The organism is Bradyrhizobium sp. SZCCHNR1051 (genome assembly GCF_032489615.1).
Lineage (GTDB): Bacteria > Pseudomonadota > Alphaproteobacteria > Rhizobiales > Xanthobacteraceae > Bradyrhizobium.
The window spans coordinates 20,901-33,139 of sequence record NZ_JAUEYJ010000027.1 but is presented as its reverse complement, the minus strand read 5'-3'; the positions used below and the strand labels follow the sequence as shown (position 1 = coordinate 33,139).

Annotated in this window: 13 protein-coding genes; 3 read left to right on the top strand and 10 right to left on the bottom strand. The window is 65.8% G+C overall.

Annotated features, from left to right (window positions below):
• Positions 1-81: 81 nt before the first annotated feature.
• From panB to QW868_RS28640, 3 genes are all read right to left on the bottom strand, one after another.
• Positions 82-906, bottom strand: coding sequence for a 3-methyl-2-oxobutanoate hydroxymethyltransferase (panB, locus tag QW868_RS28650; protein WP_316159934.1), 825 nt, complete (start codon positions 904-906; stop codon positions 82-84).
• A gap of 2 nt (positions 907-908) precedes the next feature.
• Positions 909-1,496 (bottom strand): NnrU family protein, encoded by a 588-nt coding sequence (locus QW868_RS28645; RefSeq protein ID WP_316232092.1) that lies wholly within the window; start codon positions 1,494-1,496, stop codon positions 909-911.
• Positions 1,497-1,797: 301 nt separating this feature from the next.
• Positions 1,798-2,394 (bottom strand): hypothetical protein, encoded by a 597-nt coding sequence (locus tag QW868_RS28640; RefSeq protein ID WP_316232091.1) that lies wholly within the window; start codon positions 2,392-2,394, stop codon positions 1,798-1,800.
• Between the two features lie 163 nt (positions 2,395-2,557).
• On the opposite strand from QW868_RS28640, the gene QW868_RS28635 reads away from it, so the two are divergent.
• The 3 genes from QW868_RS28635 (at position 2,558) to QW868_RS28625 (ending at position 4,639) form a co-directional block, all read left to right on the top strand.
• Positions 2,558-3,286 carry an aspartate/glutamate racemase family protein gene (locus QW868_RS28635; protein WP_316232090.1) on the top strand — a complete coding sequence of 243 codons (729 nt, stop codon included), beginning with the start codon at positions 2,558-2,560 and terminating at the stop codon, positions 3,284-3,286.
• Positions 3,287-3,368: 82 nt separating this feature from the next.
• Positions 3,369-4,235, top strand: coding sequence for a S1C family serine protease (locus tag QW868_RS28630; RefSeq protein ID WP_316232089.1), 867 nt, complete (start codon positions 3,369-3,371; stop codon positions 4,233-4,235).
• Positions 4,232-4,639, top strand: coding sequence for a response regulator transcription factor (locus tag QW868_RS28625; protein ID WP_316232088.1), 408 nt, complete (start codon positions 4,232-4,234; stop codon positions 4,637-4,639). The genes QW868_RS28630 and QW868_RS28625 overlap by 4 nt, the downstream gene beginning before the upstream one ends.
• 42 nt (positions 4,640-4,681) lie before the next feature.
• Here the strand turns inward: QW868_RS28625 and QW868_RS28620 are convergent, their stop codons facing one another.
• The 7 genes from QW868_RS28620 to QW868_RS28590 all read right to left on the bottom strand — a co-directional run bounded on the left by QW868_RS28620 (position 4,682) and on the right by QW868_RS28590 (position 12,162).
• Positions 4,682-5,173, bottom strand: a complete 492-nt coding sequence (locus QW868_RS28620) for a GDSL-type esterase/lipase family protein (RefSeq protein WP_316232087.1) — start codon at positions 5,171-5,173, stop codon at positions 4,682-4,684.
• Positions 5,174-5,456: 283 nt separating this feature from the next.
• Entirely contained in the window at positions 5,457-7,076 is a 1,620-nt protein-coding gene (locus QW868_RS28615) for a peptide chain release factor 3 (RefSeq protein ID WP_316232086.1), read from the bottom strand.
• 141 nt (positions 7,077-7,217) lie between these two features.
• Positions 7,218-8,225: an anion permease gene (locus tag QW868_RS28610; RefSeq protein WP_315739343.1), complete on the bottom strand. Its 1,008-nt coding sequence runs from the start codon at positions 8,223-8,225 to the stop codon at positions 7,218-7,220.
• A gap of 14 nt (positions 8,226-8,239) precedes the next feature.
• Positions 8,240-8,884 (bottom strand): DUF47 domain-containing protein, encoded by a 645-nt coding sequence (locus tag QW868_RS28605; RefSeq protein WP_315739342.1) that lies wholly within the window; start codon positions 8,882-8,884, stop codon positions 8,240-8,242.
• A gap of 143 nt (positions 8,885-9,027) precedes the next feature.
• Positions 9,028-9,996 (bottom strand): branched-chain amino acid ABC transporter permease, encoded by a 969-nt coding sequence (locus tag QW868_RS28600; protein WP_315739341.1) that lies wholly within the window; start codon positions 9,994-9,996, stop codon positions 9,028-9,030.
• A 1-nt stretch (position 9,997) separates the two neighbouring features.
• Positions 9,998-10,861 (bottom strand): branched-chain amino acid ABC transporter permease, encoded by an 864-nt coding sequence (locus tag QW868_RS28595; RefSeq protein WP_315739340.1) that lies wholly within the window; start codon positions 10,859-10,861, stop codon positions 9,998-10,000.
• Positions 10,862-10,938: 77 nt separating this feature from the next.
• A complete protein-coding gene (locus QW868_RS28590; protein ID WP_315780400.1) occupies positions 10,939-12,162 on the bottom strand; it encodes an ABC transporter substrate-binding protein in 1,224 nt (407 codons plus the stop codon).
• Positions 12,163-12,239 lie beyond the last annotated feature (77 nt).

Below are 12,239 nucleotides of genomic sequence, written 5' to 3'. Positions count from 1 at the left end.
ATCTCCGCCAGCGCCGGAGATTCATCCCGTGACGCCGCGCGCACCACCGCGCCAACGGGACGACCAAGCGAGAGGCGCCCATCAGGTCTTTGACCTCATTCCGTAGACATGTTCCGCCGCCGGAAACGCACGGGTACGCACGTCGGCCGCGTAGCGTTCGATCGCCTCGTCGATCGCCGGACCGAGATTGCCGTAGCGGCGGACGAATTTCGGCGCCCGCGGCGACAGGCCGAGCATGTCCTCCAAAACCAGCACCTGGCCGTCGCAGGCGACGCTGGCGCCGATGCCGATGGTGGGGATCGCGATCTGCTGCGTGATCTTGCGCGCCAGCGGCTCGGCCACGGCCTCGATCACCACCGAGAACGCGCCGGCCTGTGCAATCGCCGCAGCGTCGTTCTCGATCGCAGCCCAATCCGCCTCGTCGCGGCCCTGGGCCCGGAACGAGCCGAGCGTATTGATCGATTGCGGCGTCAGGCCGACATGGCCCATCACCGGAATGCCGCGCTCGCTGAGGAAGGCCACCGTCTCGGCCATCCGCGCCCCGCCCTCGAGCTTGACCGCGCCGCATTGCGTCTCCTTCAGGATCCGCACCGCCGCATGAAACGCCTGCTCCTTCGACGCCTCGTAGGAGCCGAACGGCATGTCGACCACCACCAGCGCCTGGCGCGAGCCGCGCATCACGGCGCAGCCCTGCAGGATCATCATTTCCAGCGTCACCGGCACGGTGGTCTCGAAGCCGTGCATCACATTCCCGAGGGAATCGCCGACCAGGATCACATCGCAATGGCGATCCACCAGCGCCGCGGTATGGGCGTGGTAGGACGTCAGCATCACGATCGGCTCGCCGCCCTTGCGGGCGCGGATCTCGGGAGCCGTCTTGCGGCGGACGGTCGACTGCACCGACATCGCTAACCTCCGATGACAGGAATGCCGAGCACGACAGGATGGAACGCGAAGGCCAGCGCGGCATAGACGATGATGCCGACCACCACCGCGATGACGTCGTTGCCGACGCCGCCGACCGGAATCGGCGGCCCGCCGGCATCGGCGCGACGCTTCAGCGAGATGCGGTCGAACACCGCCCAGGCCAGGATCGAGCCGAACAGGATGATGCCGCCGAGGTCGCCATTGCTGAGCAGGTGGCCGAACGCCCACAGCTTCACGCCCGCCAGCATCGGATGCTTGAGGACGGTGTAGATGCGGCCGCGGATATGGGCGGCGACGATCATGATCATCGCCGGCAGCATCAGGGCGAGATTGATGTGCTTGAGCGCCTTCGGCGGTGTCCAGACCTGGATCCAGCCGCCGCCATGGCGGTACTCGGCAAAACCCCAGACGATCAGGGCGAGGCCGGCAAGGGCCACGACAGTATAGACGAGCTTATACGTGCCCTCGCCCAGCCGCGCGATGATCTTCGCGCGCGCCTCGCGCCGGGTCGTGAACACATGGGCGCCGAGAAACAGCACCAGCCCCACCACCATCACCAGAAGTCCCACGGCGTCCCCCTTCGCTTGCACGCGACCTGTGCGTGGGCATCGGTATCATTTCCGGGGGCCGCCTCGCAACGTGGCGCGGAGACCGCCTGCAAGCCGCACGCTGCCGATTCGCCATCACACATCGTCATTCCGGGGCGACGCGTCAGCGTCGAACCCGGAATCCCGAGATTGGTTTGCGTTCTTCGCAACCATATCGAGATTCCCCGCTGCGCAATCGCCCAGCTGAGGTTCGCACGCGTTGCGTCCGTCCCGAATGATCGGTGGGTGGGGTTCGCGCCGTGCGAGACGGCGCGGCAGGGCGCTATTGCCGCTCCGACGTGTTCTTCAAATCCCGGTTGTCGACATAGCGGATCGCGATCGGCCGCCCCGCCAGCGCTCCGCCGAGGCCTTTTGTGAACTTCAGCGGCAGGCAGCCGTCGAGCGAGGCATTGATGGCCTTCAAATAGGTCGCGCGCGTGTCGGCCGGCGCGCCTGAGGTCACGAAGGTCACGCGCGGCGGCGAGATCATCTCGCCGGTCCGCTTGAAGCTGAAGCGCACCGTCATCTGCATCCCCGCGCGGGCGCTGTCCTCCGGCGGCGGCGTCCAGCATGCGCGCAGCGCCGCGAACAGATCGCCGATCGTGTCGAGATCGTGATCCGGCTTCTGATATTTGGCCTCCTGATCCTTGGCGGGCCGGCTCTCGATCGTGAGCTGCAGGTTCTGGCCATAGGGATAGTTCATCTCGGGAATGCAGGGCCACGGCCCGTAGACGCTGCAGAACGACGGCGTGCACGGCTGCTCGTCGAGCACGCTGCACGGCGTGTGCGCGAACGGCACCGGATTGATCTGCTGGCGGCGCGCGTCGGCGGCGGCCGGAGCGGCCACCATCAGCAGGAGGAGCACGACGACACGGAGCATGGGACTCTCGGAGTGGGATGAAATCCAAGCTGGATCCCGATCGCAGAACTCGCAAGCTCAATCCCGTTCACGTCTGCGCGTTCCCGCATCGCGAACGGCCCTCGACCGTAACAGCGGAACTCGGCTAGAACACGGCAGGATGCGACAACAAACGGACGCGACGATGAGCCACAGCGAGACCGTGATCAACGTCATCAACCCGAACATGACGGTGACGATGACCGAATTGATCGCCAAGGCGGCCCAGGCCAGCGCAAGCCCATCGACGCGGATCGTCGGCCGCACCGCGCGGTTCGGTGCCGCCTCGATCGAAGGCCATTACGACGAGGCGATTGCCGCGGTCGGCATGCTCAAGGAGGTCGAGGCCGGAGACGCAGAAGGTTGCCACGCCCATGTAATCGCCTGCTTCGGTGATCCCGGCCTGCTTGCCGCGCGCGAATTATCGGCTGTGCCGGTGCTCGGCATCGCTGAAGCGGCGATGCATGCGGCGAGCTTCGTCGCCACCCATTTCAGCATCGTGACCACGCTGTCGCGCACCAAGGTGATCGCCGAGCACCTCGTGCGCAATTACGGCATGGAGCAGCATTGCCGCAGGGTGCGCGCGGTCGACGTTGCCGTGCTCGACCTCGACAAGCCCGAGGCCAATGTCCGCGGCACGCTGCTCGGTGAATGCCGGGCGGCGCTGCGCGAGGACGGTATCGGCGCCATCGTGCTCGGCTGCGCCGGCATGGCCGATCTCGCGCACGACCTCTCCACCGAGCTCGGCATTCCCGTGATCGACGGCGTCGCCGCCGCGGTGTGCTTTGCCGAGGCGCTGGTCGGGCTGGGGCTGAAGACCTCGAAGCACGGCGATCTCGCCTTCCCCCTGCCGAAAGCGCGGACGACGCTCTGAAGCCGGTCGACTACCTGATCGGGTAGTTTCGAAACCGCTTCGGAGACGCCAAATTGGGACCAGACCCATTCTGGAGCGTCCCATGTCCGATCCGTCCGCCCTCGCCTCGCTATCGTCGGCATTGACGACCGCCGTCGCGCAAGCCGCGCCTGTGGTCCTCACCGTCTCCTCGCACCGCAGCCGCGCCACGGGCTTCGTCTGGAAGCCGGGCCTTGTCGTCACCGCCGACGAGGCGCTGGCGGACGAAGGCGAAATCGTGCTCGTCTTTGCCGATGGCACGCAAAGGCCGGCCACGGTGGCGGGCCGCGACCACACCACCGACATCGCCCTGCTCCGCTTCGATGGCGGCACTGCGGGACCGGCCCAACTCTCCGGCGAGATGCCCGCGCTCGGCTCGCTCGCGGTCATCGCCGCTGCCGAGCACGGCACGCCAACGGCCGCGCTCGCGATGGTGTCGAAATCCGCCGGTCCCTGGCGCAGCCTGCGCTGCGGCGACATCGATGCGCGCATCGAGCTCGACACCAGGCTGCGGCACAGCGCCGAAGGCGGCCTGGTGATCAACGCCGACGGTCATGCGATTGGCATGGCGGTGCGCGGCCCGCGCCGCACGCTCGTCATTCCCGCGGCCACGATCGAACGGGTCGCCAGCAAGCTCGAGACGCATGGTCGCATCGCTCGCGGCTATCTCGGCGCCGGCCTGCAGCCGGTCCGGCTCGACGATGGACTCGGTGCGATGATCATGAGCCTCGACAAGAGCGGCCCGGCCGCGGCCGCCGGCCTGCGCCAGGGTGACGTCATCACCGCGCTCAACAAGGAGCCGTTCAGGGGCATGCGCGCGATGATGCGCGAACTCGGTCCGGACAGCGTCGGCACCGTCGTCGAGGTCGCAGCGCTGCGTGCCGGCGAGCCGGTGCAGTTCGCCCTGACCATCGGCGAGAGGCCGGCGTGAGCGAGGAAGCGCGCGCGCCGATCAGGATCGCGATCGCGGTCGACGATGCCGAACTGGCCGACCGGCTGGCGGCGCTGCTCGGCGATGTCACGGGCCTGACGCTGGTCGCGCCCGGCGAGAGCGCCGACGTCGCCGTCGCGCCGTTGCATGCCAGTGATGAGGCTCGCAGCGGCGACGACAGGATCGACGGCGCCGCGACCGATGATTTTCAGCTCACCGCGCGCGAGCGCGACGTGCTGGTGCTGATGGCCGAGGGCTGCTCCAACAAGGAGATCGCGCGCAGCCTCGGCATCTCCGTGCACACCGCCAAATTCCACGTCGGCTCGCTGCTCGACAAGCTCGACGCCACCGGCCGCACCGATGCGGTCGCGCATGCGGCAAGGCGGGGGATCATCGAGCTGTGAGACCGCAGGCCGGCGCGGCGCGCGTCGCGACCTCGCGGCGAGCTACTTCCGCAAGCCGCTCATCACGCGCGGCAGCAGCGATGCGGCCAGCATGCGATAGCCCTCCGGGGTCAGATGCACACCGTCGACCTGATGCGGCAGGCCACGGAACATGCCGTTCTCGACCATCACGACCTTGATGCGGCGCTGCGCGGCCCTGGCCATGATGGCGCTGATGCTGCTGGCGCGCTGGTCGCCGGCACCTTTGCGGGCGTCGTTGCCGCCGGGCTGCAGCACCAGCACGCGGGTTGATCCATCGACCGTGCTGTCGAAGCGGGACAGCATCCCGGCGGTGGTATCACCGTTGATGCCGGCGTTGGCGACGCTCACCCGAACGCCCTTGCCGTGGAGCATGGCCTCGAGCTGGGCCGGGAAGTCCTCGCCGCGATTGACGCCCTTGCCGTAGGTGTTGCTGGCGCCGAGCGCGACGACCTCGGCCGCGTCAGCCGTTGCGATCGTCGCGAACGCAAGTCCACACATAGCCAACAGTGCCATCATCTGTCGCCGCACAAGACGGCCAATCGATCCCGCCGGCATGTCCATCTCCCTCGCCTGTTGATGAGAGGAAGACTAGCGCGCCGATCACCCGACGCAAAGTACGCGGCGCCACGGATATCATCCCACAGCGGGAGCGAGGCTCACGATGAGGCAGCGCATGTCTTTCCGGGGCGCCCGCAGGGCAAGCCCGGAAGCCATCGGGCTTTAGAACGAGAGGGAAAATGGATTTCTGGGCTCATCGCTGCGCGATGCCCCGGAATGACGAGAGAGTGTCGGGCGGCTACGCCTTCTTCTTCACGTCCTTGACGTTGGAGAACACGATGCCTTCGGCACGCTCCTTGGTGTAGCCGAGATAGAACTCGTTCTTGGCCAGGAACACCGGATCGCCGTCGACGTCGTCGGCGACGCCGGAATTGTTGGCGGCGATGAACGCCTCGAGCTTCTTCTTGTCGTCGCACGAGATCCAGCGCGCCAGCGAGAACTCGGAGATTTCGAATTCGACGGGCAGCGAATACTCGGCATCGAGCCGCGCCTTGAGCACGTCGAGCTGCAGCGGGCCGACCACGCCGACCAGCGCCGGCGCGCCGTCGCGCGGACGGAACACCTGCACGACGCCCTCCTCCGACATCTGCTGCAAGGCTTCCTTCAGCTTCTTCGCTTTCATCGCATCGGTGAGGCGGACGCGACGGACGATTTCCGGCGCGAAGCTCGGCACGCCGACGAAGGTGAGGTCCTCGCCCTCGGTCAGCGTGTCGCCGATGCGAAGCGAGCCGTGGTTGGGAATGCCGACGACGTCACCCGCAAAGGCTTCGTCCGCGACCGAGCGGTCCTGGGCGAAGAAGAATTGCGGGCTCGACAGCGGCATGGTCTTGCCGGTGCGTACCAGCTTCGCCTTCATGCCGCGGTTGAGCTTGCCCGAGCACAGCCGCGCGAACGCGATGCGGTCGCGGTGGTTCGGGTCCATGTTCGCCTGGATCTTGAACACGAACGCGCTCATGCGCGGCTCGGCGGCATCGACCTTGCGCAGGTTCGACTCCTGCGCGCGCGGCGACGGCGCGTAGCGGCCGAGGCCCTCCAGGAGGTCGCCGACGCCGAAATTGCGCAAGGCGCTGCCGAAATAGACCGGGGTCAGATGGCCCTCGCGGAATGCCTCCAGGTCGAACGGCTTGCAAGCTTCCTTGACCAGCTCGAGCTCGTCGGTGATCTGGCTCATGTCGAGATTGGCGTTGAACTTGCCGAGCTCCGAAATCGCGATCTGCTGCGCGGCGCCGGTCTTGGCACCGCCGCCTTCGAGCAGGCGCACGCCGCCGTCGCGGATGTCATAGGTGCCGATGAAGTCGCGGCCGCGGCCCACGGGCCAGGTCATCGGCGTGGTGTCGAGCGCCAGCGTCTTCTCGATCTCGTCCAGCAGATCGAAGGTGTCGCGGCTCTCGCGGTCCATCTTGTTGATGAAGGTGATGATCGGGATGTCGCGCAGGCGGCAGACCTCGAACAGTTTTCGCGTGCGCGCCTCGATGCCCTTGGCGGCGTCGATCACCATCACCGCGGAGTCGACCGCGGTCAGCGTGCGGTAGGTGTCCTCGGAAAAGTCCTCGTGGCCCGGCGTGTCCAGGAGGTTGAAGACCAGCCCCTCGAACTCGAAGGTCATGACCGAGGTGACGACGGAGATGCCGCGCTCGCGCTCGATCTTCATCCAGTCCGAGCGGGTGTTGCGGCGCTCGCCCTTGGCCTTGACCTGGCCGGCGAGGTTGATGGCGCCGCCGAACAGCAGCAGCTTCTCGGTCAAGGTGGTCTTGCCGGCGTCCGGATGCGAGATGATGGCAAAGGTGCGCCGGCGCGCCACCTCGTCGGACAAGGCGGTGCGGGCGGGCTGTTCGGTCGTGACGGCAGTATCGGACATGAGGCGGCAAGCGTCGTTTCAGGCCAGAGAGCGGGCGATTTACGGGAAAGGCGCGGGATCTCGGCCGCCGCGCGCCTTCCATATAGGCGTTTTGCACCGCAACTCCAACCGGCGAGTTGAGCCCGGCCGGGCCGATCCGGATCAGTGCCGGAGCACCGACACCAGCCAGAACGTCAGCGCCGCGACGATCGCCGAGGCCGGAATCGTGAAGACCCAGGCATAGACGATCGATCCGGCCACGTTCCAGCGCACCGCGGAGGCACGGCGGGCGGCGCCGACGCCGACGATGGCCCCGGTGATGGTGTGGGTGGTCGAGACGGGCACGCCGAGGAAGGTCGCCAGGAACAGCGTGATCGCGCCGCCGGTCTCGGCGCAGAAACCCTGCATCGGGTTCAGCTTGGTGATGCGCAGGCCCATGGTGCGGACGATGCGCCAGCCGCCCATCAGGGTGCCCAGCGCCATCGCCGCCTGGCACGACAGCACGACCCAGAACGGCACCGTGAACTCGTTGCCGAGATGGCCCTGCGAATACAGCAGCACGGCGATGATGCCCATCGTCTTCTGCGCGTCGTTGCCGCCATGGCCGAGCGAATACAGCGAGGCTGAGGCGAATTGCAGGATGCGGAAGGCGCGGTCGACCGCGAACGGCGTCGAGCGCACCGAGGCCCAGGACACGATCGCGACCAGGACCATCGCCAGCACCAGCCCGACCAGCGGCGACAGCACGATCGCGAGCACGGTCTTCGACAGGCCGCTCCAGACGGCGGCCGAGATGCCGGCCTTGGCGACCCCTGCCCCGACCAGGCCGCCGATCAGCGCGTGTGAGCTCGACGAGGGAATGCCGGCCGCCCAGGTGACGAGGTTCCAGACGATGGCGCCGACCAGGGCCGCGAAGATCACCTGGGCGTCGACGATGGCGGGATCGATGATCCCTGTACCGATGGTCTGCGCGACGTGGAGGCCGAACACCGCGAACGCGACGAAATTAAAGAATGCGGCCCAGAACACCGCATATTGCGGCCGGAGCACGCGGGTCGAAACGATGGTCGCGATCGAGTTGGCGGCGTCGTGCAGGCCGTTCAGGAAATCGAAGGCGAGCGCAACGGCGATGAGGCCGACCAGGATCGGAAGGCCGAGTTGAGCGTCCACGGCGCGGCCCTACCCTAGACCTGTTCGATCATGATCGAATTGATCTCGTTGGCGACGTCGTCGAAGCGGTCGGCGACCTTCTCCAGATGGTCGTAGATCTCGGCGCCGACGATGAAGTCCATGGTATTGGCCTTGCGGTGCTTGAGGAACAGCTCCTTCAGCCCGATGTCGTGGAGGTCGTCGACCCGGCCCTCGAGCTTGGTCATCTCCTCGGTGATCGCGGTGATCATCGGCACGTTCTGGCCGATCGCCTGCAGCAACGGCAACGCGCGGCCGATCAGATTGGCGCAATCGACCAGCAAGGTGCCCATCTCGCGCATGGTCGGCTCGAACTCTTTGACCTCGAACAGCACCACGGCCTTGGCGGTCTGCTGCATCTGATCGATGGCATCGTCCATCGAGGTGATCAGGTTCTTGATGTCGCCGCGGTCGAACGGGGTGATGAAGGTGCGGCGGACCGCGGTCAGCACTTCGCGGGTGATGTTGTCGGCCTCGTTCTCGAACTGGCTGACGCGCTGGCAGTGGGCGAGGATGTCGTCACCGCCCTGCAGCATGTCCTGCAGCGCATGGGCGCCCTGAATCACCACCTTGTTGTGGCGGGCGAACAAATCGAAAAACCGCTCCTCCCGCGGGAGGACGGCGCGAAACCAGTGCAGCATGGGACGAGATCCATCCATTCCGAAACGGGCCAGGGCCGGCCCGTCACAGAACTGTCATACTCCGGATCGCGCACCAGCAGAAGCGGTGGCCGGTTCATCCACCGCTTTCTGCCCTTTCGACGATCTCTTTTCAGATCAACGGCTTAAAGGGACCGTTTGAACAGATGGGCGATTTCGCCGACCACGCCGCGGCGGAAGGTGAGCACGCAGGCGACGAAGATCACGCCCTGGATCACCGTCACCCACTGGCCGAAGCCGGACAGATATTGCTGCATGCCGACGATCACGAACGCGCCGACGACGGGGCCGAACACGGTGCCGAGCCCTCCGACCAGGGTCATGAGCACGATCTGCCCCGACATCGCCACCTCGACGTCGGTCAGCGAGGCGTTCTGGGCGACGAACACCTTCAACGCGCCAGCCAAGCCGGCCAGCGTCCCGGATAGAATGAAGGCGAGCAGCTTGTAATGGTCGGTCTTGTAGCCCAGCGAGATCGCCCGCTGCTCGTTCTCGCGGATTGATTTCAGCACTTCGCCGAACGGCGAGTTGATGGTGCGGAAGATCAGCAGGAAGCCGGCGAGGAAGCCGACCAGCACGACGTAATAGAGCACCGTCGGCCTGGACAGGTCGAGGATGCCGAACATCCGCCCCTGGGGAATGCCCTGGATGCCGTCCTCGCCATGGGTGAACGGCGCCTGCAGATAGATGAAATACAGCAGCTGCGACAGCGCCAGCGTGATCATCGCGAAATAGATGCCCTGGCGGCGGATCGAGATGTAGCCGGTGATCACCGACAGGACGAACGATCCGGCGACGCCTGTGAGGATGCCGAGCTCGGGCGGCAGCCCCCACACCTTCAGCGCGTGGGCGCTGCAGTAGCCGGCCGTTCCCAGGAACATCGCGTGGCCGAACGACAGCAGGCCGCCATAGCCGATCAGGAGGTTGAAGGCGCAGGCGAGCAGCGCGAAGCACAGCGCCTGCATGACGAAGAACGGGTACAGCCCGGTCCACGGTACGATCGCCAGCAGCGCCGCCATGATGACGAACACGATCATCTCGTCGCGCATCGCGCGCGGGGTGATCGGCAGGGTCGTGTCGGTGATGGATGTCATGTCAGGCCGCCCGTCCGGTCAGACCCGTCGGCTTCACCAGCAGCACCAGGACCATCAGAACGAAGACCACGGTGTTGGAAGCCTCGGGATAGAAATATTTGGTCAGTCCCTCGATCACACCGAGCAGGAAGCCGGTGATGATCGAGCCCATGATCGAGCCCATGCCGCCGATCACGACCACCGCGAACACCACGATGATGATGTGCTCGCCCATCAGGGGCCGCACCTGGTTGATCGGCGCCGACAGCACGCCGGCGAGGGCCGCGAGCCCGACGCCGAGGCCGTAGGTCAGCGTGATCATGCGCGGCACGTTGATGCCGAACGCCCGCACCAATGTCGGATTCTCGGTGGCGGCGCGCAGGTAGGCGCCGAGCCGGGTGCGCTCGATCAGGAACCAGGTCGCCAGACAGACGACCAGGGAGAATATGACGACCCAGCCGCGATAGACCGGCAGATACATGAAGCCGAGATTCATGCCGCCACGGAGCTGATCCGGGATCGCATAAGGCAGGCCGGACGAGCCGAAGAAGTTCTGGAACACGCCCTGGATGATCAGCGCCAGTCCGAACGTCAGAAGCAGTCCGTAGAGATGGTCGAGCCCGGCGATCCATTGCAGCATGGTGCGCTCGAGGATCATGCCGAAGACGCCGACGATGATCGGCGCCAGCAGCAGCGCCCACCAGTAATTGATGCCGCCGAGGTTGAGCAGGAAATAGGCGCAGAACGCGCCCATCATGTAGAGCGCGCCATGGGCGAAATTGATGATGTTGAGCATGCCGAAGATGACGGCAAGCCCGAGACTGAGCAGCGCGTAGAACGAGCCGTTGATCAGTCCGACCAGGAGCTGTGCGTAGAGGGCCTGCATCGTCTTGTTCTGTTTTCTCTCGGCGTTTCCCAGAAGATGGCGGCCCCGGCGACGTCAGCCGCCGGAGCCACAGCGGTTCATTTCTTCAACAAGGCGCACGCGCTCTTGTCGAGCGGCGTGAAGGCCTGGTCGCCCGGTACCGAGCCGACCAGCTTGTAGAGATCCCACGGGCCCTTGGACTCCGAGGGCTTCTTGACCTCGAACAGATAGGCGGTGTGGATGGTGCGGCCGTTGGGCTGGATCTCGCCCTTGCCGAACAGCGTATCCTCGGTCGGGATCGACTTCATCTTGTCGACGATCTTGGTGCCGTCGTGCGGGTTCTCGCCCAGCGCGTCCAGCGCCTTGAAGTAATGCGCGAGACCGGCATAGACGCCGGCCTGGACCATGGTCGGCGGCGCGCCGTTCTTCATCCGCTTGGCGAACCGCTCGGAGAAGGCGCGGGTCTGGTCGTTCATGTCCCAGTAGAAAGTCTCGGTGAAGTTGAGGCCCTGCGCGATGTCGAGCCCGATCGACTTGACGTCGGTCAGGAACAGCAACAGCGCGGCAAGCTTCTGGCCGCCCTTATTGATGCCGAACTCGGCCGCCTGCTTGATCGTATTGGTGGTATCGCCGCCGGCATTGGCGAGGCCGATGACCTTGGCGTTCGACGACTGGGCCTGCAGCAGGAAGGACGAGAAGTCGGAGGTGTTGAGCGGATGCTTGACGCCGCCGATCACCTTGCCGCCATTGGCGGTGACGACCGCCGTGGTATCGCGTTCCAGCGCGGCGCCGAAGGCGTAGTCGGCCGTCAGGAAGAACCAGGTCGAGCCGCCCGCCTTGACCAGCGCCTGGCCGGTGGTGTGCGCCAGCATGTAGGTGTCGTAGGTCCAGTGCACCGTGTTCGGCGAGCACTGCGCATTGGTGAGATCCGAGGTCGCAGCGCCCGAGTTGATGTAGACGCCGTTCTTCTCCTTGACGACGTTGTTGACGGCCAGCGCGACGCCGGAATTCGGCACGTCGACGATGACGTCGACCTTCTCGACATCGAACCACTGCCGCGCGATCGCGGTGCCGATATCCGGCTTGTTCTGGTGATCGCCGGAGATCACGTCGATCTTCCAGCCCTTGGCGGCGAGGCCGGAATCCTCGATCGCCATCTGCGCGGCGAGCGTCGAGCCGGGGCCGCCGAGATCGGCATAAAGACCCGACTGATCGGACAGCGCGCCGATCTTGACGGTCTTGTCGCCGGCCGAAGCGACGCTGCCAGCGGCGAGAGTGAGCGCCGTTCCCAGCAGCAATGACGCGATGAATTTGCTCTTCATTTCCAACTTCCAGAACTTTCCAACAAAACTGCCAAGAAGACCATAGAGAAGACCGTAGAGAAAACCGCGGGAGGAAA

What these genes read in the sequence shown, in the direction of transcription:
- panB (WP_316159934.1), bottom strand. Translation starts at nt 906, where the DNA reads ATGTCGGTGCAGTCGACCGTCCGCCGCAAGACGGCTCCCGAGATCCGC.
- QW868_RS28640 (WP_316232091.1), bottom strand. Translation starts at nt 2,394, where the DNA reads ATGCTCCGTGTCGTCGTGCTCCTCCTGCTGATGGTGGCCGCTCCGGCC.
- QW868_RS28635 (WP_316232090.1), top strand. Translation starts at nt 2,558, where the DNA reads ATGAGCCACAGCGAGACCGTGATCAACGTCATCAACCCGAACATGACG.
- QW868_RS28630 (WP_316232089.1), top strand. Translation starts at nt 3,369, where the DNA reads ATGTCCGATCCGTCCGCCCTCGCCTCGCTATCGTCGGCATTGACGACC.
- QW868_RS28620 (WP_316232087.1), bottom strand. Translation starts at nt 5,173, where the DNA reads ATGGCACTGTTGGCTATGTGTGGACTTGCGTTCGCGACGATCGCAACG.
- QW868_RS28615 (WP_316232086.1), bottom strand. Translation starts at nt 7,076, where the DNA reads ATGTCCGATACTGCCGTCACGACCGAACAGCCCGCCCGCACCGCCTTG.
- QW868_RS28605 (WP_315739342.1), bottom strand. Translation starts at nt 8,884, where the DNA reads ATGCTGCACTGGTTTCGCGCCGTCCTCCCGCGGGAGGAGCGGTTTTTC.
- QW868_RS28600 (WP_315739341.1), bottom strand. Translation starts at nt 9,996, where the DNA reads ATGACATCCATCACCGACACGACCCTGCCGATCACCCCGCGCGCGATG.
- QW868_RS28595 (WP_315739340.1), bottom strand. Translation starts at nt 10,861, where the DNA reads ATGCAGGCCCTCTACGCACAGCTCCTGGTCGGACTGATCAACGGCTCG.
- QW868_RS28590 (WP_315780400.1), bottom strand. Translation starts at nt 12,162, where the DNA reads ATGAAGAGCAAATTCATCGCGTCATTGCTGCTGGGAACGGCGCTCACT.